A 23,987-nucleotide genomic window follows, 5' to 3' on the forward strand; every position below is an offset into this window, starting at 1 on the left:
AGCTATCTATACCCAAAGAAACAGTGCCTGACGCCCACCGCCAACTACCAGCTAAAGCGCAACTCAAAGACTACTGCTATCTGGAAAGTTCGGCTAAACTGCGTAATGACTGGACTATACAAAAAAACGGACACTTCTTTCAAATACCCTCCAAGTCCGTTCACGCCCCTAGAGTCAACAAAGTCCTCGTCCGCGAATTCATTGATAAATCATTCTCTATATTCTACAACGGAAAACAGCATACCTTTAACGCCTAAATAGGGGCATTTTAACTGTGGCATTACACAGGTCTTTTGGTGTTCCATAATTAAACCTAAACTCACACTCCTTTAGAAACAAGTTAAACTTGTCTTTCTGTATCCCGTTAAACTTCCGCATCTGCCTCTTAGCCTGATTCCAAAAGTTCTCTATCCCATTTATATGGTTATGCTCTCTCGCAAACTCCTTGCTATGGTTAATCCTATAATGCTTAAACTCTGATACATCTAACGCATTATAACTGCGATAATAATCACTATAAACGATACTATCAGGTTTGACTTTACCCCGTATAATAGGCAACAAAGCTTGAGCTTAAGCAAACTTTTTATTTGGCTACTAGATAGCCTACAATGCCTTAATTTCACACTTCCAAACATAATATAATTGACTCCTTCTTGTAGCCACTTCCAGCCAAGTCCCCGTATGGGTCGCCGTCATACTTTGATATTGTTTCAATAACGTCATAGGCTATTTCTGCGACGTCCTTCCTAGAAAGCTTTACCCCACTATTTTCGTATATTTAGCAAAACGAATTTGTCCATACGGACAAATTGCAGACGGACTGAAAGTTTGCTATAAATAGCAAACTTCTAAAGGGGGTATCTATGGTGGAACAATTAGATATAGAAACTGGTCATAGACTATTGATATATATCGCTCGCATTTATGAAAAGCTTATAGATAGCAAAGCAATATATAGACATAGGATGTTGACAATTCCTCGCCCAGAGTTTATAGCGTTGTATAATTGCAATGATGATATACCCGATGAAAGCATAAAGAAACTATCTGCTCTGTTTGCCGAGGCAGGACTAGAGGATAAAGCCTTATTGGAGCTGGAAGTAAAGGTGCTGAATGTTAATAGTGGGCATAACAAAGACATATTGGGTAGTAGTAAGACACTAGGCGATTGTGCAGAGTTTATAGAGGTAGTTAAACGAGAGACAAAGGGGTTAAATAGCGAGGATAAAGTAGCTTTAGCCGTTGCAATGGAGCGGGCTATACGGATATGTATAGAGCGTGGGATATTAAAAGACTTTCTATATAGGCACTCGCGGGAGGTAATGAATATGGGAATGTTGACATCAGAGTTTGATTTGAACGTTGCTAAAAGAGTGTGGCGTGAAGAGGCGTTTGAGGAAGGCGAGTTAATAGGAAAGCAAAAGGCTTTTCAAGAAATTTTACCGCTCCTTGAAAGGGGCGACCTAGAGGCACTAAAGCACCTAGTCGGCGATGTCGTGCTAAGAAAGGACAAAGAACCAATAAGCTAATAGCTTAAAAGCTAAAAATGGTAATACAGCGAAAATTGGTATGTCATTGCATCCACATTTTGCCACACCTTTGTGCCTAGTGTAGCGTCTTTGTAGTGCGCAACGCTGGTCTCCTGTGAGCGAACGACCAGTCCCAGCCCCCACTTGCCGTCCTTTGATATAACATATTCAAGCGCACCAAACAAATAATGCCCATCCCTAGTGGAACGAAATCTTTTGGTATAGCCAGTTCCAACACCCGATAAATAAACTTCGTCCATCTTGCTTGACAGCCAGCTCTTCACATAGCCCCCGCCAAGCCACAAATTTATGCTCTTGCTACCCGTGCTATACGCAAGCCCCACGTCGGCTATATATTCATCGCCTATCATTCTGAATTTATAGTTGCCTTGTTCATACTCACGCGCAGGGCGGGTATATGATGCACCGAGAGTAAGCCCTAAATTGCCATATTCCGACTGGATAATATTAATATTGCCCATTGCACTAGGCAGAAAGCGACTGTCCGCGTAAGAACCACTTTTAGGATGAACGCCCGATATGCCAAACGACACAAAGCCACGCGATACAAAGTAGCCAGGATTATATGCCTTCTCCTCAGCATTAGCCTCAACACCGACAAACGCACAAAATAACACCAATACAACTAAAAACCTTTTCATAAATTAACACCACTTTTACCGCTGAAATCATAGCCGATTTCGCCTTCACCGATTATTCGCTCTACCCCTGAAGAATCGCGCATTATAAGCTGTCCATTATCATCAACACCAAGCTCGGTAACCTCACTGACTACCCCCTGCAGGTGGAACTTGACAGGTTTCATATAGTTGGCAGAATATGCCGCCCACTGCCCCACAATATCCACACCGACAGATACATACTCCTCAAACCATTCCTGCAAGACGTCGGCACACTTAGTAGCTAATTCATTCTGCTCAATCTTGCCATCATATAGTTCGCTGATTGACACCGCTCTGCCCCTAATTTCAAGCTCTTGTGGCGGGTTGATGTTCACTCCCACGCCAAAGACAGCCTTTTCTAGTGTATCGCCTGAAAATTTAGTCTCTATGATAAGCCCCCCTAGCTTTTTACCTGCATGAACAAGGTCGTTAGGCCACTTAAGCCTAGCATCGCAATAGCTACTCAACGCCTCTACCATAGCATATCCCGCTACAATTTGCGCCCCCATTAGCTTTTCACGAACAACGCCCTTTAACTGCATTGATAGTGCCATAGCTTGTCCTGCGGCACCCTGCCAAACGCGCCCGCTCCTGCCATGCCCAGCGGTCTGATTGAACGTGATAGCAATCGTGCCGTCTGGGAAACTGCCTTCAAGCAAATAGCGATTAGTGGAGTCTATCTCATCAAGAAATATATAGTCCATAGTTGACTATAGTATAGTAAATTCACGTATTATTCAACACCTCCCTTAACCCATCTGATACATAAATATCTGACAGGTCAAAGGTCTTTAGCGAAGTAGCTAACAAACTGATTTTGTAGTCATCGCTAGCTTTCTTGTCTATAATTATCTGAAAGCTCCCCTCGTGCTGGCATAGCCCGCCGCGCGCCGTGGTCTTCTCATAACGCACACGAACGTTCAGCTTATTAGCAAGCTCCTCTAACAGTGCAATAGTTTGCTTTTTGCCTGCCATTTATTGTTCTGCCACTATTTAGCTAGGGGAGACATTGCGCGCAACTTAGCCACGCCGTCTTTTAGATACTCTACAGCTCTGTTCACCTCATCGGCGGTGTTAAATTTGCCAAAACTAAACCGTATCGTGCCACGTATCTCCACTGGGTCCATGCACATAGCGGTCAAAACGTGCGATGCGGCATCTTGCCCAGCGGTGCAGGCACTGCCCAGCGAGCAACACACTTGCGGCACATAGCCGATAACAGACTCAGCTTCTATATATCTAAATGTAATATTCGCTATAGACACAACACGGTTGGCAATGTCGCCATTGACACGCGTATCGGGTATCTCAGCTAAAATACGTTTCTCAAAACCATCGCGCAACCCGCGTATATATTCCGCCTGTCTATAGTTGTCCTCAACGATTAGTTCAGCGGCTTTAGCCAGCCCCATTATATATGGGATATTTTCCGTGCCCGCTCTCAGCCCGTTTTCCTGCGAACCGCCATGTATCAGCGGAGTCAGCTCCTTTCGCAAGTTTTCTCTAACGAACAACACGCCTATCCCCTTAGGAGCATAGATTTTATGCCCTGAAAAGGTCAACAAATCAACGCCAAGTTCGTTCACATCTACTTTTAGTTTGCCGATAGCTTGCACGGCATCTGTGTGAACGAGTATATCAGAGGAGTGTTTTTTCGCTATCCGGACAATATCTTTAACAGGTTCTATCGTGCCAACCTCGTTATTGGCAAGCATCACGCTGATAAGTATTGTATCAGGGCGGACAGCACGCTCCAATTCGTCTAGGCTAACTCTCCCCTGTTTATCAACACCTAGATAGGTTACATCAGTGCCATTCTCCTGTAAATAAATGCCAGTATTGAGTATTGCCTTATGCTCTATGGCGGTGGTTATGATATGCCCGCCCTTGCCGTTGTTCTTACTCTTATACAGACGGACGATTTGCCGCAGAGCGAAGTTGTCCGCCTCAGAGCCACTAGCCATATATATTATCTCGTTAGGCTTGCACGACAGCAGCTTGGCGATAGCAAGCCTAGCTTTATCTAAATCAGCATGGACGGTCAGCCCCGCCCTGTGTGAGCTAGATGCATTGCCGTATTTATCGGTCATATACTCCAGCATTGACTGCACCACGCCACCATCTACACGCGTAGTTGCACTGTTGTCAAAGTAAATCAAATCATTGTTAGTAGCAACACCCATTAAATAACCCTCCACAAAAGTCTAGCATATACATAGACAAACTATTGTATAGACAAGTTATTTTAATACTATTTAAGTCTTATTTCAAGTAATAAGTTTATCAAATTTTATTTACAAGGCAACTTTATCGTCTAACCTTGCAAGTCCCAGTAAGCAAGCGGGATAAATTCCCTGCAGTATTCTATTAGTGCCTTGCCATCAGCTAGCTTTCCGTGCGTTTCACCAAGTATGCAGGCACATTTGCGCAGGTGCTCTCCCTTTGTGTTATATATTATCTCGTATTCTGCACCCTCGCAATCTATCTTTAGCAGGGCGCATTTGCTGATATTGTTTTCCTCAAAGATTTTATCAAGCGTTATGGACGGCACATCGCCGCCGCCTGTAGCCCCCATAGTGTAGTAGATACTAGAAGCTCCAGTGTTACGGATAGATATTGCCGCATGCACATCCCTGCCATCTTGCGTGACAGCCTTGTTGAATACCTCAATAACACCGTCAGGTATATTATTAACCTTGATATTTTTCAAGAAGTTTTCATAGTTGCGCTTCACAGGCTCATAAGCGTAGATTTTAATATTTGGGTGTTTTTTAGCTAAATATATTGACACTATGCCAACATTGCCACCAATGTCTATAATGCAGTCGCCGTCTTTGAAGTTCATATTTAGTAATTCAGCATTCGCTTTGCCAGAATTCATATCATCAGTCACAAAATCAACCGAGCTAGATGAGAGCAGGTCATAGAACTGAAAACTCATTCCGTCTATTGAAACGTCATAGAGGAAGTCTTGCCCTGCACTCATTTTAAGCAATAAGTTTTCTATCTTAACAAGGCGTTTTTCTAGCGGCAACACCTTGCGCTCAACCAATCTATATGTTGGGAATAGCCTGTAAATCTTGCGACGAATGTTTTGCGCTATACCCATGCTAATATCCCCGCAAAACCGGACAGCTTTTTAGAACTTTGGCATAACTCTTGCTGTGTGTGTGTGTGTGTGTGTTACTGATACGTTTGTCTGACATTCATAATCCCCTATAAATACTATAACTCACAGGAGCAAGTAATACACATTATCTGTAAAATGTCAAATACTTTTTGGAGACACCATGTATCAGTGTTACTCTAAAATATATTCAAAACCCGCATTTTTAATAGAGCTTATGGTGTCGTCTATCCCCTGCCCACCTTCTGTAAGATAGCCAGATGCAAATATTGAATCAACTATGGAGAACAATTCTTTATCGCGTCCTTTCAGATAGACTTCTCTGCCTGCAGTGCAGCGGATATCGGATTTCGGCATCAACAGCCTTGCGAGGCATAGTATCTTTAAGCAATATTCAGGGGTAAGGTGTTCAGTGCTGGCATTTTCGAGCGGCGTTCCTTTAACAGGTAATAAAAAGTTGATAGGGACAGCCTGCGGGTTGATTGTGCGGATGTCAAACAGCATATCAACTATATCGTCTGCACTCTCTCCAAGCCCGATTATCCCGCCGCAACAGATTTCAAAGCCGATAGATTGCAACATCTTGATATTGTTCAAGCGCTCATCATATTTGTGCGTTGTGCATATATTAGGATAATTGTTCCTGCCAGTGTTTAGATTGTGGTTGATTCTATCAACACCAGCAGCTTTTAGTTTCCTTGCTTGCGCTTCTGTTAGAAAGCCGATAGAGCAACATATTGGCAACCCAACGTCTGACTTCAACTCTGTAACCATGTCGGCAAACTCGTTCACTTCCTCATCGGTAAAGCGGATTCCGCTCAAACCTATGCAGTGGCGGGCTAGCCCATTCTCTTTAGCAATTTGTCCTGTTTTTAGGAGAGGTTCATAGTCTGTGATACGGTATTTGCTTATATTTGCCTCTGAAACGTGCGATTGTGCACAATATGCACAATTTTGGGTGCAATCGCCACTCCTAGCATTTGACAGTATCTGAACGCTGACCACATCCCCCTTGTGTAGTCGCCGTATCTTATAAACACCCGCTACTAGCTCCTGCAGGTTACTATCAGGCAGATTAAGCACACCAATAGCCTCGCCACGACTCAAACCCTCACCGCCAAACGACTTGTCAACTGCTAAAGAAATATTCATCGCACACCCCCAAAAAACCAACAATAAACGATGAATAGACACTTGTCAACCTAAAATATTAAAATACAGGTTGACAGAGCAAGAAAGGGGAGAGCTAATGATTAACAGGTATTGCTTTCCCTGCCTTATATAATGTTTGCATGTCTGTGCCGTCAGGCATAAACAGCCTTTCTACGCCATCTTTTAACCCATTCTTATATGATGTTTCAAACATGAGTTTGCCGTTTTCGTAGTATTCGCGACCGATGCCCTCTTGTTTATCATCTTTGTATGTTATTTCACTCTTTAACTTCCCGCTCTCGTAGTATTCTTTCACTAAACCAAAACGCTTGCCTTGCGTATATGGTGCCTCACAGTCTAAAATACCTATTGTCGCATAATAATATTTGGCAAGACCAGAGATTCTGCCATTCTCGTAAGGCTCCTCCCCTTTCAAGCTACCATCGTCATAATAAGTTCTGAGCAACCCATCTATAATGCCCGCCTTATATGGAGCTTCTTTCACCAGTTTGCCAGTATAAATATCATACTGTTTGTTGTACCCATCCATAAATCCATTCTTATATGATATTTCAGACTCTAAAACGCCCGTAACACTGTAGTTTTTCCGCACACCCTCAATGGCACCTCCCTTGCTATAAGCCTCTAAACGAAGTATCCCATCACTATATGCCCTGATTGCACCTGTCACAAACTTCATATCATTGTCAACGCAGAGCAGTCTGCCATTCGGCTCCTCATAGAAAGATGCATCCATCCCTATGATAAATTCAATAGACGTCTCGTTAACCATTATATTCTTTACCTAAATAGACTCAATGCCCGCATCACTCAACAAGGCAATTTCACTTATAGTCGCCGCTGCAAGCCGCACTATCGGAATGGCACACACAGCACCCGTCCCCTCGCCTAGTCGCATATTAAGCCTTAATATAGGTATTAACCCTAAGTGTTTTAATAGATACTTATGCCCGCGCTCCTCCCCCTCGTGTCCTGCAAGCATATACCCCTTTGATGCAGGAGCGATTATAGCTGCTGCCACCGCTGCCGCACTGCATATATAACCATCTAACACCACAGGCACACTATGGGCTACAGCAGCGAGTATTACCCCCGCCATACCAGCCAGCTCATAGCCACCTACCTTTGCCAATACGTCCACCGCATCGCTCTTATCAGGTTTATTCACATATATAGCACGTTCTATAGTTGCAATCTTACGCCGCCGTCCCGCCTCATCCAGCCCAGAACCAGCACCCGTCACATCCTCAACCTTTTCACCTAAAAATACTGAGCACATAGCAGCAGTCGGCGTAGTGTTAGCCACCCCCATCTCGCCTGTGGTCACAATATTCAACTTGTTCTTTTCTATATGCTCCGAAGCGATGTTAAACGCCGTTATTATAGCCCGCTCCGCCTGCTCACGCGTCATAGCAGGTCCTTTTGATATATTATTTGCACCGCGTGCAATATTGCAATCGTAATAAGTAGTAGGAGATGACGCTGGTGCTTTTACGGGAATTTTAGCCCCCAAATCAATCAACGTAACCTTCAGATTAGCATGTTTGGCATATACACAAACAGATGAATGCCCTGCAACCATCATATCCATAATCTGCTTGGTCACCTCTTGCGGATATGGAGCAACCCCTTCTTCATATACTCCGTGGTCGCCAGCTACTATAAATAGCTCGCCGCGAGATACATCGGGCTTTAGTGTCTTTTGGATAGTTGCCAGCCGCTCTGAAATATTGTTGAGTTCACCCATAGCGCGGACAGGCATAGCCAGCCTTAACGTATGCTCCTGTGCTTTCTTGTAGAATGCGTCATCCACAGGTTTGATTGCAGACTTGATTTCACTCAAATTATTTAATTTCACAAAAGCCCCCTTATTTCTTTATCCACATCGGCACTCCGCTAACCATCATACACACCTCGCCCACACGTTCAGCAACGCCTTTATTCAGTCCAGCAAGCAGCCTCATATATTCACGGCTCAACCTGTCGGCGGGCACCAACGTGAGCGAAGATTCGTTCGTTATAAATATAACATTCACCGTTGCTCGCTCAATCGCTCCATATAGTTGTTGCACATATTTCAATACATCTTTGCCATAGTGAAATAGGTTGTTCAGCCACACGGTAAGGCAGTCAACTACAACCACATCAGTATCTGACACACCGTCTAAAGCTCTGACAAGCTCAAGCGGCTCTTCAATCGTCTTACACGTTTCATCTCGCTCCGCTCTATGCCGTTCAATCTTCAAGCGCATTTCATCGTCAATAGGCTCTGACGTGGCAATATACGTCTTGCGAGAATAACCACTTGCAAGTTTCAGTGCCATAGCCGTCTTACCTGCGCCGTGCCCGCCCGTTATGAGTATCTGCTCAGCCATATAGCGGAATTATAGCATAAAATCTTGATGTTGACACTCTTATTATTTTCGTGCAATCTTACATAGCCATGTAAGATTGCACTTGACCTGCGGTTAAAGTGCTTGTATTATGGAAACTATGCTTAAAAGAACTATTTTTGACACGATTAAAAGTTTGTCAGCAGCGTGGGCTGTGCTACTGATTACTGGACCTAGACAGGTTGGAAAATCAAGCACATTAAAAATGTTGCAAGAAGAGGGGCGCAAACACGTTTCGCTGGACGATATGAACATCCGCAACTTGGCAATAAACGACCCGCAGGCGTTTTTGCAGAAATACGCCCCACCTGTTATTATTGATGAAGTGCAATACGCCCCGAACTTGTTCCCTTATATCAAAATATGGGTAGATGAACACCGCTTTATGTATAAATCGGGCAAAGACAAATCGGCAAACCCAGCAGGGGCATTCTGGCTGACTGGCTCGCAAAAATTCAAGTTAATGCGTGGCGTGCAGGAAACTTTGGCGGGGCGCGTAGCGATTATTGATTTGCTAGGGTTATCCTATAAAGAAGAAGTAGGAAAGCCAAGGCAATCAAAGCCGTTCTGGGCAGATAGCGTCCCACTTGATAAAAAAGTTGAATCTCGCACCGTTATGGATGTTTATAGGAATATTTGGAACGGAAGTTTTCCAGAGCTTATAACAAATCCTGCCATTGGGCGCGACAAGTTCTTTAGCTCATATATGCAGACATACATAGAACGTGATGTGAAAGATTATCAAGGCACAACTGACGAGTTAAAGTTCTACAAATTCGTCCGTGCAGTAGCGGTTCGCACGGGCAACCTGCTAAACTATGAAGATTTAGCGCGTGATTGCGACATTGACCGTCGCACTGCACAGAAATGGCTAGGCACTTTACAGGCTTCAGGGCTACTATATCTGTTGCCGCCGTATTCTAACAACCTAACAAAGCGACTAATAAAAACGCCAAAAGTCTATTTTCTTGATACGGGGCTGGCAAGTTATCTGGCAAATATAGACTCCCCTGAGGCACTGGAAGCTAGCTATATGAGTGGCGCAATGCTAGAAACTTATGCGCTATGTGAACTACTGAAAGGGTTTTGGCATAATGGAGAATCTCAGCAGCTCTATTTTTACCGCGATATTGACAAAAAAGAAATTGACTTTATCTTGGAAAAGAATATGACTCTATATCCTATAGAGGTAAAGAAAACCGCATCGCCTGATAGCGGTGATTATGCGAATTTTGGAATCATTGAAACATTAAAAAAGCAAGTTGGTAAAGGTGCAGTCCTTTGCTTGTCCCCCAACATAATGCCTATACCTAAAAAGAATGCCATTATAGTTCCTATATGGGAAATATGATATTGACACTCATAATGCAACCTAGCAGTGATGAGGTGTTTATAACGGCACTTACACGTCAAATAACGCGGAGACCGTGCTATACTGCACGTGATATTTGCTATTTCTTTGCCCAAACGTGGGTAATATCCCCGAATACTATTTTGCGATAAGCTTTTTCCTCTCTATATGCTTCGTTTATATAGTTTTTCGTCTCTTGCTTGCAAAAATAATCTGGAAGACCGGGGATAAGTGCCGTTAGACTGCATTCAATAACTAGTTTAGCCTCTCTGAAAGACATATCGCTAGAGGGAGTTTGAATACTCGTCAACTCAACCTCTCTCATCTTGTCGCTGTCTCTACCAGTTTTGCTCCCCAAAAAGAGCATTTTTTCTTTATATTTTTGTGGGAAGTAAGACAACGTATATGTTTGCTCCTTTTGAATGAGTTCAAGCGTGTAGCGGTCTTCTCTAATAAAACACCAAGTGGCAGGTTTCCTAAAAATAAGCCCAAAGCCACCCCCGCTACCCACCATAGAATTATAATGTTCTTGCTTGCCCGCAGTGATAGCGTATAAATCTTTCCCCGTCAGTGTAAATACGTTATCAGATATTGCCTCTGGAGAAATTTCCTTAAATAACTGCTCAAAACTCATCTCTCTTGCCTCCCATAATGAAATATAGAGGATATTACTATATTTTATGGAAATAAGAAAGTGGCAATTTAATTGCACCCTCAAATTTGACAGACAACGCCAATTCATATAACCTTACATTATGAATAAAGCAGTTATGAAAGAAAGCTACGGGAACACCTTTCTCTCACATATACCACTAACTTACAAGGATAGTGATACGGTGAGTGGACTATCTGCATACGCCTTACTAAAAGAATTGTTACAGTGTATGCCACCTGATGAAATATTGAATAGACTTTTCATACATAAAGGCACATTTCTTCGCTGGCTGAAACTAGAAAATGTGCCCGATAACTACTACAACGACATAAACCACTTACTCGGTAGCAAATATTCAGTAAAAGATTCATATAGAGCGCGCGACCAGTTCTTTACAACTCCTGTAGCGGCTCAATATTGTTATGATAAGACCATTGAGGTGTTGAATACACTTGAAATAAACTCGTCTGAATACACTTTTATAGAACCATCTGCTGGATGCTGTAATTTTTATAGAATTTTACCAAAATCAAGAAGGATTGGTATTGATATAGAACCTGAGGGTGAACTGGCGCCTGAACTAACTAAGATAAATTATCTTGACTATAACCCAAAGACGGCGGGGAAATACATAGTCATAGGCAACCCACCTTTTGGCTTGCGCGGAAATCTAGCGTTGCGTTTTGTCAACCATTCTTATGGCTTTGCCGACATGGTGGCTTTCATACTGCCACCACTCTTTGATAGCACAGGTAAAGGCGTTCCTATGACACGCGTTCGTGGCTATAAGCTTGCACATACTGAAAAGTTGCCTTTGGATTCGTTTTGCTATCCCAACGGAGAGCCTGTAGAAGTAGCCACTATATTTCAAGTATGGACTAAAGTCAATATAGAGAAAGTAGCGATAACGCCTAAAAAGCAATGCAAAAGTTTTATGCGGGTCTATTCCCTGTCAGACGGAGGCACACCCTCGTCAACTAGAAATAAGAATATGCTTGATAAATGTGATGTTTATCTGCCGTCAACCTGTTTTTCAGGTATGCGGGCGTATATTAGCTTTGAAGAACTGCCAAACAGACGTGGCTATGGCGTAGTGTTTCTTAAAAATAAAAAGGAGCTAAAAGAGCTGTTTTTCACGCTTAATTGGCAAGAGGTAGCCTTTTTGTCCACAAACAGTGCTGTGAATCTCAGAACTGACCTTATAGAAAATGAGTTAATAAAGCGAGGATTTTATAGCTAACCAAAGCCAAATACCCCGTAAATTCTGGCTAAAGTTTATAGCCTGATTTGCCGATTAGACGAGACAAGTTTGAGATAAACGAGGTCATAGGTATGAATACAAGAAAGGAATTTAGAGAACACAGCCAACTGAAAGTTAAGCTCTATGAGTCATACCTAAGAAGATATTTACTGATTTTAGGACAAGTGAAGCACGTAAAGAAAATCGCAATTTATGAACCTTTTGCTGGACCTGGCAAGCATGACAACGGAGAGGATGGAAGTCCATTAGTTGCGTGGAAAATAATCAACGAAACAAAATGCCACTCAAGCATACAAAAAAGCAACCCTAATATACAGCTAGAACTATGGCTAAACGATGAAAATAAAGATTATACTGATGAACTAAAGGGGTTGCTGAACCCACCAGAAAAACACAACATCCATATTCATAACTGGACAGCCAACGAATTTTGTGAGCGATTATTGCATGCTCCAACTAACGGTGATACTCACAAACTATGGTTCATAGACCCGTTTGGCTACACTCAAATCGACTATTCCGTTATAGACAATTTGCTATCGCAACCACATACTGAATGCTTTTTGTTTGTCCCTTTGTCTCATATCAATAGATTTATAAACTCCGCAACAAAACAGTCTGACCCTGCCCACAAGTTTCTTCAATGGAGAGGCATAACAAATAATATAGACAGCATAGAGTCTTTTGCTGAATGCGTAGAAAAATCTTTTAGAGGAGTCAACAGATACTGTTATAAGTTTGAATTAAAACATAATCAAAATAGATACTATCTCTATTTTATTACTTCTCATATATTTGGGGCACAGAAATTTTTAGAAGCAAGAGATGCAATTCTCGTGTACGAGATTTCGCAGGGCGTGATATCGTCAGATGAGGCAAAAAGAGTATATGACAAAGAAATGGAGCTTAGATTTGAACCGAAATTAAAAGAATTTTTGAAGACTAAGCGAGATAATTTGGACATCTATAGTTTCAGTATAGAGAGCGGTTTTTTGCCACGTATAACAAACTCAATATTGAAAAAACTGGAAAAGGTTGCTCAATTAGACATTAGAGACATTGGACCGCCGACTGGCAAAACTCGAAGAAAAGGCGCATTTTATATCTACAAGGACGTTGGACTTAAAATAGAGGTGACTTGGAATGGCAACTAAAATAGAGTGGACTGAAGAAACTTGGAATCCTATAACGGGCTGCACAAGACAGAGTGCAGGGTGCCAGCATTGTTATGCCGAGATAATGGCTCGTCGCCTACAAGCAATGAAAACTAAAGGCTATGAAAATGGCTTTAAGCTTACATTGCACCCAGAACGCCTAAAAGAACCACTTTCAAGGCGAATCCCTACATCTTATTTTGTGAATTCAATGAGCGACTTATTCCATGAGGATGTCTCGTTTGATTTTATTGATAAGATTTTTGACGTTATCTGTCAAACACCAAAACACCACTATCAAATACTCACAAAGCGTGCAGAGATAATGCACAATTATTTTAACTTACGCAAAGTGCCTGACAATGTATGGGTAGGCGTGACTGTTGAAGATAAAAAGAATGGCGTTCCCCGTATGGATTGTCTTCGTGAAATTGATGCAAACATTAGATTTATCTCAGCTGAACCCTTACTAGAGGATTTAGGAGAATTAAACCTCAACGGCATACACTGGGTTATAGTCGGTGGCGAAAGTGGCGTTAGCGCACGCCCTATGGATGCATCTTGGGCGTTAAACATTAAAGACCAATGCGAACAAAAAGGTGTAAATTTCTTCTTTAAGCAATGGGGAACTTGGGGCGCGGACAAAAAAAGAGGCTCAAAAAAAGAAAATGGACGAATACTTCAAGGTAGGGAGTGGAACGAAATGCCTTCCGCCCATACCGAACGAACATTTGTCTAACCCACTGTATTCATTTATTCCGCCAAAAGAATGGTGTCAGCAGCGCATAGAACGTGTATAGCTCCAGTCTGCCAACTATCATAGCTAGTCCGAACAGGCACTTCACATACCACGGATAAAATGAATAGTCGCAACCAGGACCGATTTCTGGACCTATGCCCATCCCCACGTTGCCTACCATAGCCAATGCGCTCACAAGAGCTGTTCGTATGCTGACCCCCGCTAGCGATGCCCCCGCCGCCACAAACAGCACGGTAAATAGGTATAATATAAAGAAGCCCGATACTGAATAGACCGCCTCTTTTGGCACAGATGCGCCGTTCAGTCGCAACGGAAAAACTCCATGCGGATGCAAAAGTCTACGGATTTCAATCATCGCCTGCTTAAATATCACTACTAGGCGCACCACCTTGACTCCGCCAGCGGTGGAGCCTGAACAGCCCCCTATAAAATACAGCATAAACAGGACAAATTGTGCTATCGGTGCCCAGACGCTATAGTCTGCTATACTAAAGCCCGTTGTGCTTAATATTGAGGATACGTGGAAGAAGCCATTACGCACAGAATCGGCAATACTATCGTAAGAGCCACTTATATAGGTAGCCGTAGCCACCACCATAGATGCCACTATTGTAATGAGTAGATACGCTTTTAATTCGGAATTCTTGAAAACTTTGTCAAGTTTGCCACTGAACAAGTTAAAGTATAGGGGGAAGCTCGCCCCAGCGCAGAGCATTGCAATAATCATTATCCAGTGAATATAGTGCGATTCATAAAAGCCCACACCTTGCGAGTGCGGTGCCAGCCCGCCGGATGCCACCACGCTGAACGAATAGAGTATAGCCTCAAACATAGGCATCCCCGTAGCGCGTAGCAACATTACGACAACTATTGTGAAAGACAGATATATAAACCATAGATATCGCGCTGTTTCGGCTATCCGCGAGGTCATTTTCAGCCCCTCTACTCCGTGCTGTTCAGCCTTCATCAGCTGTAGCCCGCCAATACCGAAAAAGGGTAGTAGCGCGACCGTCAGCATAATAATTCCCATCCCCCCAAGCCAATGGCTCAAAGCACGCCAAAGGAGCATTGACGGGTGGACAACCGCAAGATTGCTGATAATACTAGCTCCTGTGCAGGTGATACCACTGGCAGCCTCAAAGAATGCATCGCTTGCCGTCTTGATTGTGCCCGACAGGTAGTAGGGGAGTGCTGCAAATAGCGACAAGCCCAGCCATACCGAAAAGACTAACAGAAAGCTATCCCGCACAGACAGTTGCTTGAATCGCACCTTATGGGTAATTGTTAATCCCAACACTGCAACAGTAATTAGAGCGATATACGTAAGCTCAAAGCCACGAATTACGCTATCTGCGCCTGTGGAAAGAGCCATGATGAATGGCGGCAACATAAAAGCTGATAGTATGATTGCGACTAGCGCAAATACGCGGATTATGATTTTAGCGTGCATTATGTTAGACCAACATCTCCTCGAGAGCGGCGATGCTATCTCTCAGCACAAAGAATACAGCTTTATCATTACCCATTAGGATGGAGTTTCCGTCCGGGATAGTGCTCGCATTGGCACGCGTAATGGCGACTACTAGACAGCCTCTTGGGAAATGAATATCTTTTACGGCTTTGCCGACTATTGGGGCGTTTTCAGCAATCTTTACCTGTATAGCCTCTGCACGCCCCTCAAATATGGAGCGGACTGTGTTGACGCCCCCGCGTCTGATATATTTTAATATGCTATTAACGGCGCATACCTTGGGGCTGACAACTGAGTTGATGCCGATATTGCCCGCAATGGTCACATAGCTGGAGTTCTCCACTAGCGCGACCGCGCGTTTAACGCCTAGATGTTTCATGTATATGCCACTCAAAATGTTTAATTCCTCGTTAGACGTGCAGGATATAACCGCATCCGCATCAGCAATCTGTTCATCAGCTTGTATCTGTGTATCGGACACATTACCATTCAATATCAGCGCATCTGGCAAGCGTTCTGACAGAAATTTGCACCTGTCGTAGTCTTTATCTATAAATGTGACGGAGCGTCCGCGACTCATCAACATTTCCGCCAGCATTACACCTATATTTGAACCACCTACTACTAATAGCTTGCGCAGGCTATCTTGCTTTACTCCGAATATCTTAGATAGTCTACGGAATGTTTTTCTAATAGAGACAACATAGACGTGGTCGCCCGCTTCAACCTTGAAGTCGCCGTCAGGTATTATCAGCTCACCGCCACGCACAACGCCCGCTATAATAAAATTTTCTGCAATCCCCGTGCGAACCTCTTTGATAGTTTTGCTCGCCACGTAGTCTCGTTCGCCTACGTCATATTCGCGAATTTGCACATCTGTGCCATCAAATATTGTAATTGAGCGGTCCGCACCCTGTTCTACCGTGTGCAACACTTCAACTGCAGCTTCATAGTCAGGGTTCACGAAACAGTCTACTCCTGCAAACCCTGTGGCAAATGCACTGCTTTCTGAATAGTGAATATTGTGGATTCGTGCGATTTTAATGGGAACATCATAGATTGATGATACAAGGAAACAGGCGATAAGGTTGACTTCATCGTCCGAAGTAACTGCTATAAACATACTGGTTTCTTCAATGCCCGCCTTTTTCAGAAACTTTTCATCCGTAGCATCCCCTACGAGGACAGCTACGTCCAGCGAGCTTGAAATGTTTTTGACAACATCGGGGTTATTATCTATCAGGACAATATCCTTGCCCTCATCTGCCAACTGACGGGCTATCGCCAGCCCAACCTCCCCTGCACCTACAACGATTATACGCATTGCCCGTATGATATACCTCAATGCAGAATTAGTCAAATTTAGAAAAACATCAGATAACTATTTGTCATTACAGATAAAACTCCAAATCAGTAATAGCCGACTCGTGTATAATCTTACAAATGCGGAACTCGTCCCGTAAGCGGTAAATGTCTTGCAGGGTTGTTGCGTTATCTGCAAAATATCGCGCCCGCTTAGGATTCACATAGTATTCTTGCACTATCAACTTACGTATCGCTACAGGAGCGGATAGCACCCATTCGGGCAATCTCTTAAATAAACTAACCATACCGAAACCTCACATAATTTTATAGTAATATTTCACTAGTATTATATAGTGATTTATTATTATAGTCAAGTGAATATTTACTATATTGTAAAATTCAATAAAAACGGCTACTCTTATCAAAACTATCCAGTGGGAGGGCAGTATTATGAGTGTGTCATACAAAGAACTTGGTCTAGTCAACACCCGCAATATGTTCGCAAAGGCTATAAAGGGCGGCTATGCAGTGCCTGCCTACAACTTTAATAACCTAGAGCAGTTGCAGGCAATTATTCAGGCGTCTGTAGAGACTAACTCGCCTGTTATATTACAGATTTCTAAGGGTGCGCGTCAGTATGCCAACGCTACTATCTTGCGTTATATGGCGATGGGTGCTGTCGGGTATGCTAAAGAGCTTGGCAAAGCTATTCCTATTACACTGCACCTTGACCATGGCGACTCTTACGAACTATGCGTAAACTGTATAGAAAGCGGGTTTTCGTCTATTATGATAGATGGCTCACACCTGTCATTTGCTGATAATATCATCTTGACTAAAAAGGTTGTTGACTATGCACATAAGTATGACGTAAGCGTTGAGGGTGAACTTGGCGTGCTTGCTGGCATTGAAGATGAAGTATCGTCTGAACATTCACACTATACCGACCCAAGCGAAGTTCAAGAATTTGTTAAGCAGACTAGTGTTGATTCGTTGGCAATATCTATTGGCACATCTCACGGTGCATATAAGTTTAAGGTGAAACCGGGTGAATCTGTGCCACCTCTGCGCTTTGATATATTAACAGAAGTTGAAAAGTGTCTGCCCGGTTTCCCAATAGTGCTTCACGGTGCATCCAGTGTGCTGCCAGAGTATGTATCTCTGATAAATAAATATGGCGGTGCTATGGAGAACGCAGTTGGCGTGCCTGAAGAACAGTTAAGAAAAGCTGCGAAGAGTGCTGTTTGTAAGATAAATGTTGATAGCGATGGGCGGTTAGCTTTTACAGCGAAGGTGCGTGAATACTTGGCTAAAGATGCTGAAGAGTTTGACCCACGTAAATATCTGGGTTTTGCTCGCAGTGAGCTTGTGAAAATGTATAAGGCTAAAAATGAAAATGTTATGGGTAGTGCAGGACATGGCGTTTAATATGTTTGAGTGGAATTTAGTTTATCCACAAGTTGAGTTTGTCTTATAGTATTTATTAAAGAAAGAATTCCTTTATTATACATTACTATTAGAGAGGCATTAGCTTGTGGATAAATAGATAAAATTCAGTATATATAGTTATTTAAGCTATGTAAAAGTATGTTGAATGTTTATGGATACTCGTTGGAAACTTTAACGAACCATAAACATCTTTCAACATAAATTAGCTAACATTTCTATCTATACACAAACATAAAAAATATTACACAGACTATTCACAAATAAATTAACAAGTTATATAGATGAACGAACGAAATAATAAATGGCTGAAAAAGGTTGATTTTCTAGTTGGTGTTCCATTGCTAGTTATTGCATGGCTATATCGCAGACTAACTAGACCAAATAGACCTAAAACTCAACATAAAATAGCCGTTATCGTATTAGGTGCTATTGGGGATACTTTGTTGACCAGTGCACTGATAAATGCACTAAAATCAAACAATAAGAACTTCAATATAGATATTTATAACACATTGGCAAATAAAGATGCAGCAGAACTATTATCAAACGTTTCTAATCGCTATTCATATCCGCTAGCTAAATTACCTGCTATGGTTGCTAAACTACGCACTGAACGCTATAGTATTATACTTGACACTACGCAATGGGCACGAGTGGGTGCTATCATTACGGCGTTATCTAATGCGGAGCTAACAGTTGGCTTTAAGACTGCAGGGCAATACCGTTCGCTAGCCTATGACGTAGCAGTGGAGCATAGCAACCAGAAACACGAATATGAGAATTTTTTAGCACTAGGTAAGGCGATTTTTCTTGATTTGTATGGCAAACCAGTTATAAAGTTGCCTGACGCAAAACAGCCACTAGCTTTACCCGCTGACCTTACCAACCCTTATATTATCTGCCACCAATACCCAGGGGGGAGCAATCAGCCATATAAACGCTGGCGGGCTGACAAATGGCGCGAACTAATAACCACATTGACTAACACTGGCTACAATATTGCTCTCACAGGGGCAATGACAGATAGAGCGGAGTGTGAGGAGTTTGTCAGAAATCTATCTAACAATAAAGTTTTTTCGCTGGCGGGCAAGTTGAGTTTGCGGGAACTAGCACGGCTAATAAAGGATAGTTTCGCTGTCATATCTGTCAATACAGGAGTAATGCACCTTGCGGCTCTGTTAGACGTGCCGACTGTAGGTATTCACGGACCAACTAACCCGCGCCGCTGGGGTGCTGTTGGCAGACGAACGGCTACGGTGCTACCGCAGGGAGCAAAAACATTCCTAAACTTAGGCTTTGAAACCCTGTCCTCTGACGATGCCTTCGCTCGCTACGTGAGCACGCAAGACGTGCTAGACGCGTTTAATGAGCTAACTTGCGCCTAGCCATGTATTGGCTTGCTAGCACTACTACTAGTATGCCTAAACCTATCAGGTCAGAGTAGATACCACTGTCTATCAGGCATAGCGCACCGACAGCTGCGATTATTCTCACGAATATGCCTATCCGCTCTATGAAATATCCCTCTACTGCCATAGCTATCAGCAACACCCCTAGACAAGCACCAACAACAACGCGCACACCTTCAAGTAGCCCCGTATTTATTAAAAGCAGTTGAGGCGAATAGATGAACATAAATGGCACTATAAACCCTGCTATTGCTAGTTTTACTGAGGCAAAACCTGTCCTCATCGGGTCGCCACCCGATACGCCTGCAGCCGCAAACGATGCTAGCGCAACAGGCGGGGTGAGGTTAGCAAACATTGCATAGTAGAATGCAAATAGGTGCGCCGCAATCGCGGGCACGCCCAGCTCACCCAGTGCAGGGGCTGCAATAGTTGCTGTGATTATATATGCGGGGATAGAGGGCACGCCCATGCCGAGTATCATACAGGTAATCATCGTAAAAACTAACGTAAAGAGCATACTGTGGCTACCTAACATAATAATCGCATCAGCCATAGTTAGCCCAAAGCCTGTCTTAGAGACAACACCTATGATGATTCCCACACAGGCACAGGCTATAGCCACAGATACGGTTGATTTTGCGCCGTCAGCAAAGGCATCTAAAATATCCTTAAAACTCATACGAGTTGATTTCCTGAACGCCGCCACAGCTATGGTAGCAAAAATAGTAATAACCGCTGAATATACAACCGTAGTGCCTGAAAATAACAGTAAATACAGCAAGATAACGATAGGGATTAACAGATGTCCCTTATCAACCATAACTTCACGCACGCTGGGTAGCACACTGCGGTCAACACCCATCAGGTTCTCTTTGCCTGCACGGAAGTGAACCTGCAAGATAACCCCTAGATAATATAACAGTGCTGGGACTGCTGCGTATAAGATGATTACCGAATATGATATTCCCAACATCTCTGCCATTATGAACGCTGCTGCACCCATTACAGGTGGCAACAATTGCCCGCCCACTGATGCCGATGCCTCAACAGCACCTGCAAACTCTGCCTTGTAGCCGACTTTTTTCATCAGCGGGATAGTGAACGCCCCAGTTGTCACCACATTTGCCACTGCAGAACCATTTATAGAACCTAGTAGGGCAGAGGCACACACCGCCACCTTAGCGGGACCGCCCCTAGTATGCCCAGCAAGTGCCATAGCAATGTCGTTAAAGAATGCGCCCATCCCTGATTTAGCCATTACCGAACCGAATAATATGAACAGGAATATATAGCTTGCCGCCACACTGACAGATGTGCCGAATATCCCCTCAGTATTAGCAAAGAAGTGATTAGATAGCTGCTCCCACGTATAGCCGCGATGCCAAAATAGACCCGGCATTGTGCGCCCGAATAGTCCGTAAATAATAAATACTACGCTTAAAATGGGCAGTGTCCAGCCTGACATACGCCGAGACGCTTCCAAGACTAGCAACGCCAACAGGCTTGCCATTATAAAGTCTGTGTTGCTGGGTATGCCTGCGCGTTCTACTATTCCTAGATAATCATACCATACGTAGATGGGCACAGCTGCAGATAGCAGCATTAGTCCCCAGTCCAGCACGGAGACGCTACCCATCTTCTTGCCCGATGAGGGATACATAAAGAAACTAAGCACCAGCATCATCGCTACGTGCAACGAACGGTGCTTTAATACAACAGGCGTTCCCCAAAATGATGTAATAAGATGGTAGAGCGTGACGATGATGCACGTCCAATAAAATAATTTCTTAATGAACGGTTCATTAAGCGTGCGTACACGAGCCTCTTTGTCAAAACTTTCTATCAGCTTTCGCTGCTCTTCTGTTAACTCGTCACCGTGCCTTTTCTCTCCGCCCATAGTATTACTCCTTTAGTTTTATTGTCTGCCTATGACTAGCCGTAGTCTCGTATGCTCAGGCAATTGGCTACCCGTGGCAATTGTTTGTCCGTTAATTTTAAGCTCGCGTGTTGCGTAATGTGAATTGAGCCAAACGATTTCACCAAAACTCTCGTCAATCTGTTCCATGTGAATAAGCCCATCTTTTATATAGCAAATATTCCCCCTGTCCTCTGGTATCCCTGCACCGAACGCAGGGAACGTGATTGCATCAAGCACTAGGCTTAAATGCTTGTCAATGTGATAATATTCATTCCAAGGGATATGCTCTAGTGAATGCATCCAGCCGAAAAACAAGGTGTCGCCTATCTGGATAGGTTCTTTAATGTAGACCTTGTCAGTTTCCCAATTACTGATATATAGGTAACAGTCGGTCTTTTGAGCGACAGCTCCACCGCTAACGCCTGCAATAGCGAGCATTAACAGCAGAGCCAATATTGCAAGGGATTTTTGCACTATTTAATCAATCCCTTTTCTTTGTAATACTTCTCAGCACCCGGGTGCAATTTAACCTGTGTGCCGATAATTCCACGCAAAGCAGTTTCACGTGTGATTTCTTTCTTTGCCGTTGCATGTGAAGCACCGATTGCCCTTAAGCCAGCATCTGAGTAGATGTTAGTCAATATGTCGTAGACTACATCTTCAGGTAGCTTTTCAGACACGAGCATTATATTCATAACAGCGGCTGTGGTGGTGTCCTTATCGGTCTTATAGACGTCGCTAGGTATCTTGGTTTCTACATAGAACGGATATTTTGCGATAAGTTTCTTTAATGCTACACCCTCAACTGGCACAAAAACTATCTTCTTGCTAACACCGAGTTCGCGAATAGTTGCATTGCCAAGCCCAGATGTTACGAATGCTGCATCGCACTGACCGTTCTTCATTTGGTCTATAGCTTCGCCATAGCTCAAATAGTCAACCTTTACGTCTTTGTAGGTCATACCATGTGCCTCAAACATCATGCGGGCGTTCAACTCCACACCAGAGTTCGGCGCACCAACGCCAACGCGTTTGCCTTTCAGGTCTTCAAATTTCTTTATTCCAGAGTCGGCAGTTGTGACTATCTGGCATACATTGGGCCATAGTCCCATCAGAGCACGCAAATCAGTAGCAGGTTGCTTGCCTTGATATGCGCCAGTTGCCGTAACAGCCTGAATGACGGCATCAGCCATAGCAATAGAAAGCTCCCCTTGACCAGAACGCAGGGCATTGATATTTTCCGCAGTAGCACCCGTAGCAGTGGCAGAAGTCTTTGTGTAGCCGATGGATTTCAGATACGTAGCGAACGCACCACCTATCGGATAGTAAATGCCGCTGGTAGGACCTGTCAACACGGTAATTGGATATGCCTTGCGGTCAACAGCATAACACAACACCGCAGCTAAAGAAAAAATTAGCAAGGACATAATAACAAGTAGCCTTTTCATTGAAACCTCCAAAAAGTTTATTTGCAACTCCAAACCATCATATCAAATTTTACCCCGATGTCTAGCAATAATATAATATGGTTCTAAAAATTATCTGTGTGAAATGTGAAATAAATGTGATAGTCTAACCAGACTGCGGTACACTATAATAGGAGTGCGAAATGAAAATGTTTCTAATAAACTTGCTGACTGCGCTTATACCTAGTAGATACTATAGAATTTTAATCCGTAGCATTTTGAGGGATGATGTATTCCCTGCTCAATACATCAAAGTCCACGGTCCCACTGATATAGGAGGCGAATTCAAAGACTATTTTATCAATAATAATATGCCCGCTAAAATAAAGGCACTTAAAGATGTAATTGATGATAAATCTAAAGAGCTTGTAGATGTGCTTATAAAACGGCTACTTTACCGCCCTAAAGGTGGGCGGTTTGAAGATTATAAGATTCGCACTGCCTATCTAGCCACCCAAGCTACCCAGAGTGAACAGCATTTGTGGGAGACCTACAAGGAAGAACGTTGGGTTTATCCTAAGGAATTTTTCTTGCCTACTCGTAAACATGTGGCTTTTTCTCCTGAAGCTTTCACGCTCCATCACGGGCTGAGATATGCATCTGCTCCGTTGAAAAACTATATTGCGGATAAAGACTTTATAGATGGCGGGGCTTATATGGGTGAAAGTGTTCTAGTGCTGAATAAGTTTTATAAACCTAGAAAGGTTTATAGCTTTGAGCTGTTCGGCAACAATAAAGCCCCCTACGAGCTAGCTATGTCAAAAAATAACGTGCCTGACGACAAATATGAATTCGTGCAACTAGGTCTATCAAACAAGAGGGAAACGTTATCGTTCTCCACCCAAGCCAATAGTATGGGGGTTATAGCTCATGATACTCA

At 43.3% G+C, this 23,987-nt stretch carries 25 protein-coding genes and 1 pseudogene; 9 read left to right on the forward strand and 17 right to left on the reverse strand.

Annotation, left to right across the window (positions count from 1 at the left end):
- Window positions 1–257: hypothetical protein (locus tag AC1MDJ_RS02960; protein WP_479689466.1), on the forward strand; the 257-nt coding region annotated here is incomplete at its 5' end.
- On the opposite strand, the pseudogene AC1MDJ_RS02965 reads toward AC1MDJ_RS02960, so the two are convergent.
- Window positions 247–564 (reverse strand): annotated as a pseudogene (locus tag AC1MDJ_RS02965) (IS1595 family transposase); the annotation flags it as partial. The gene AC1MDJ_RS02960 and the pseudogene AC1MDJ_RS02965 overlap by 11 nt on opposite strands.
- A gap of 302 nt (window positions 565–866) precedes the next feature.
- Here AC1MDJ_RS02965 and AC1MDJ_RS02970 point away from each other — a divergent pair.
- Entirely contained in the window at window positions 867–1,532 is a 666-nt protein-coding gene (locus AC1MDJ_RS02970; protein ID WP_479689467.1) for a hypothetical protein, read from the forward strand.
- 11 nt (window positions 1,533–1,543) lie between these two features.
- Here AC1MDJ_RS02970 and AC1MDJ_RS02975 read toward each other — a convergent pair whose 3' ends face one another.
- From AC1MDJ_RS02975 to AC1MDJ_RS03015, 9 genes are all read right to left on the reverse strand, one after another.
- Window positions 1,544–2,194: a hypothetical protein gene (locus AC1MDJ_RS02975; RefSeq protein ID WP_479689468.1), complete on the reverse strand. Its 651-nt coding sequence runs from the start codon at window positions 2,192–2,194 to the stop codon at window positions 1,544–1,546.
- Entirely contained in the window at window positions 2,191–2,919 is a 729-nt protein-coding gene (locus AC1MDJ_RS02980) for a biotin--[acetyl-CoA-carboxylase] ligase (protein ID WP_479689469.1), read from the reverse strand. Before AC1MDJ_RS02980 ends, AC1MDJ_RS02975 begins: the two co-directional genes overlap by 4 nt.
- Before the next feature lie 22 nt (window positions 2,920–2,941).
- Complete coding sequence (locus AC1MDJ_RS02985; protein WP_479689470.1) at window positions 2,942–3,190, reverse strand: hypothetical protein; 249 nt, start codon at window positions 3,188–3,190, stop codon at window positions 2,942–2,944.
- Window positions 3,191–3,204: 14 nt separating this feature from the next.
- Window positions 3,205–4,398 carry a cysteine desulfurase family protein gene (locus AC1MDJ_RS02990; protein ID WP_479689471.1) on the reverse strand — a complete coding sequence of 398 codons (1,194 nt, stop codon included), beginning with the start codon at window positions 4,396–4,398 and terminating at the stop codon, window positions 3,205–3,207.
- 131 nt (window positions 4,399–4,529) lie between these two features.
- Window positions 4,530–5,324 carry an FkbM family methyltransferase gene (locus tag AC1MDJ_RS02995; protein WP_479689472.1) on the reverse strand — a complete coding sequence of 265 codons (795 nt, stop codon included), beginning with the start codon at window positions 5,322–5,324 and terminating at the stop codon, window positions 4,530–4,532.
- Window positions 5,325–5,516: 192 nt separating this feature from the next.
- Window positions 5,517–6,494, reverse strand: a complete 978-nt coding sequence (bioB, locus tag AC1MDJ_RS03000) for a biotin synthase BioB (protein WP_479689473.1) — start codon at window positions 6,492–6,494, stop codon at window positions 5,517–5,519.
- Window positions 6,495–6,588: 94 nt separating this feature from the next.
- A complete protein-coding gene (locus AC1MDJ_RS03005; protein WP_479689474.1) occupies window positions 6,589–7,287 on the reverse strand; it encodes a toxin-antitoxin system YwqK family antitoxin in 699 nt (232 codons plus the stop codon).
- Between the two features lie 12 nt (window positions 7,288–7,299).
- Window positions 7,300–8,373 (reverse strand): nicotinate-nucleotide--dimethylbenzimidazole phosphoribosyltransferase, encoded by a 1,074-nt coding sequence (cobT, locus tag AC1MDJ_RS03010; protein WP_479689475.1) that lies wholly within the window; start codon window positions 8,371–8,373, stop codon window positions 7,300–7,302.
- Between the two features lie 10 nt (window positions 8,374–8,383).
- The gene (locus AC1MDJ_RS03015; RefSeq protein ID WP_479689476.1) at window positions 8,384–8,890 is read right to left on the reverse strand and encodes a bifunctional adenosylcobinamide kinase/adenosylcobinamide-phosphate guanylyltransferase; all 507 of its coding nucleotides are present in this window, start codon (window positions 8,888–8,890) and stop codon (window positions 8,384–8,386) included.
- Between the two features lie 118 nt (window positions 8,891–9,008).
- On the opposite strand from AC1MDJ_RS03015, the gene AC1MDJ_RS03020 reads away from it, so the two are divergent.
- Entirely contained in the window at window positions 9,009–10,259 is a 1,251-nt protein-coding gene (locus AC1MDJ_RS03020; RefSeq protein WP_479689477.1) for an ATP-binding protein, read from the forward strand.
- Between the two features lie 100 nt (window positions 10,260–10,359).
- Here the strand turns inward: AC1MDJ_RS03020 and AC1MDJ_RS03025 are convergent, their stop codons facing one another.
- Complete coding sequence (locus tag AC1MDJ_RS03025) at window positions 10,360–10,893, reverse strand: flavin reductase (protein ID WP_479689478.1); 534 nt, start codon at window positions 10,891–10,893, stop codon at window positions 10,360–10,362.
- A 121-nt stretch (window positions 10,894–11,014) separates the two neighbouring features.
- Between AC1MDJ_RS03025 and AC1MDJ_RS03030 the strand changes: the two genes are divergently transcribed.
- From AC1MDJ_RS03030 to AC1MDJ_RS03040, 3 genes are all read left to right on the forward strand, one after another.
- The gene (locus AC1MDJ_RS03030; protein WP_479689479.1) at window positions 11,015–12,154 is read left to right on the forward strand and encodes a restriction endonuclease subunit M; all 1,140 of its coding nucleotides are present in this window, start codon (window positions 11,015–11,017) and stop codon (window positions 12,152–12,154) included.
- Between the two features lie 92 nt (window positions 12,155–12,246).
- A complete protein-coding gene (tcmP, locus tag AC1MDJ_RS03035; RefSeq protein WP_479689480.1) occupies window positions 12,247–13,329 on the forward strand; it encodes a three-Cys-motif partner protein TcmP in 1,083 nt (360 codons plus the stop codon).
- The gene (locus AC1MDJ_RS03040) at window positions 13,319–14,068 is read left to right on the forward strand and encodes a DUF5131 family protein (RefSeq protein WP_479689481.1); all 750 of its coding nucleotides are present in this window, start codon (window positions 13,319–13,321) and stop codon (window positions 14,066–14,068) included. The genes tcmP and AC1MDJ_RS03040 overlap by 11 nt, the downstream gene beginning before the upstream one ends.
- Before the next feature lie 10 nt (window positions 14,069–14,078).
- Here the strand turns inward: AC1MDJ_RS03040 and AC1MDJ_RS03045 are convergent, their stop codons facing one another.
- From AC1MDJ_RS03045 to AC1MDJ_RS03055, 3 genes are all read right to left on the reverse strand, one after another.
- Window positions 14,079–15,539, reverse strand: a complete 1,461-nt coding sequence (locus AC1MDJ_RS03045) for a TrkH family potassium uptake protein (protein ID WP_479689482.1) — start codon at window positions 15,537–15,539, stop codon at window positions 14,079–14,081.
- A gap of 4 nt (window positions 15,540–15,543) precedes the next feature.
- Entirely contained in the window at window positions 15,544–16,884 is a 1,341-nt protein-coding gene (gene trkA / locus AC1MDJ_RS03050; protein WP_479689483.1) for a Trk system potassium transporter TrkA, read from the reverse strand.
- A 67-nt stretch (window positions 16,885–16,951) separates the two neighbouring features.
- Window positions 16,952–17,170, reverse strand: a complete 219-nt coding sequence (locus AC1MDJ_RS03055) for a hypothetical protein (RefSeq protein WP_479689484.1) — start codon at window positions 17,168–17,170, stop codon at window positions 16,952–16,954.
- Window positions 17,171–17,315: 145 nt separating this feature from the next.
- Between AC1MDJ_RS03055 and AC1MDJ_RS03060 the strand changes: the two genes are divergently transcribed.
- A complete protein-coding gene (locus AC1MDJ_RS03060; RefSeq protein WP_479689485.1) occupies window positions 17,316–18,293 on the forward strand; it encodes a class II fructose-bisphosphate aldolase in 978 nt (325 codons plus the stop codon).
- A 302-nt stretch (window positions 18,294–18,595) separates the two neighbouring features.
- The gene (locus AC1MDJ_RS03065) at window positions 18,596–19,699 is read left to right on the forward strand and encodes a glycosyltransferase family 9 protein (RefSeq protein WP_479689486.1); all 1,104 of its coding nucleotides are present in this window, start codon (window positions 18,596–18,598) and stop codon (window positions 19,697–19,699) included.
- On the opposite strand, the gene AC1MDJ_RS03070 is transcribed toward AC1MDJ_RS03065, so the two are convergent.
- The 3 genes from AC1MDJ_RS03070 to AC1MDJ_RS03080 are packed head-to-tail and all read right to left on the reverse strand — an operon-like array spanning window position 19,677 to window position 23,089.
- The gene (locus AC1MDJ_RS03070; RefSeq protein WP_479689487.1) at window positions 19,677–21,620 is read right to left on the reverse strand and encodes a TRAP transporter permease; all 1,944 of its coding nucleotides are present in this window, start codon (window positions 21,618–21,620) and stop codon (window positions 19,677–19,679) included. The genes AC1MDJ_RS03065 and AC1MDJ_RS03070 overlap by 23 nt on opposite strands.
- 18 nt (window positions 21,621–21,638) lie before the next feature.
- Window positions 21,639–22,115 (reverse strand): DUF1850 domain-containing protein, encoded by a 477-nt coding sequence (locus AC1MDJ_RS03075; RefSeq protein ID WP_479689488.1) that lies wholly within the window; start codon window positions 22,113–22,115, stop codon window positions 21,639–21,641.
- Entirely contained in the window at window positions 22,115–23,089 is a 975-nt protein-coding gene (locus AC1MDJ_RS03080; protein ID WP_479689489.1) for a TAXI family TRAP transporter solute-binding subunit, read from the reverse strand. The genes AC1MDJ_RS03075 and AC1MDJ_RS03080 overlap by 1 nt, the downstream gene beginning before the upstream one ends.
- A gap of 161 nt (window positions 23,090–23,250) precedes the next feature.
- Here AC1MDJ_RS03080 and AC1MDJ_RS03085 point away from each other — a divergent pair.
- Window positions 23,251–23,987 (forward strand): hypothetical protein (locus AC1MDJ_RS03085; protein WP_479689490.1); only part of this gene is annotated, 737 nt, incomplete at its 3' end.

Source organism: Candidatus Termitispirillum reticulitermitis (genome assembly GCF_054655775.1).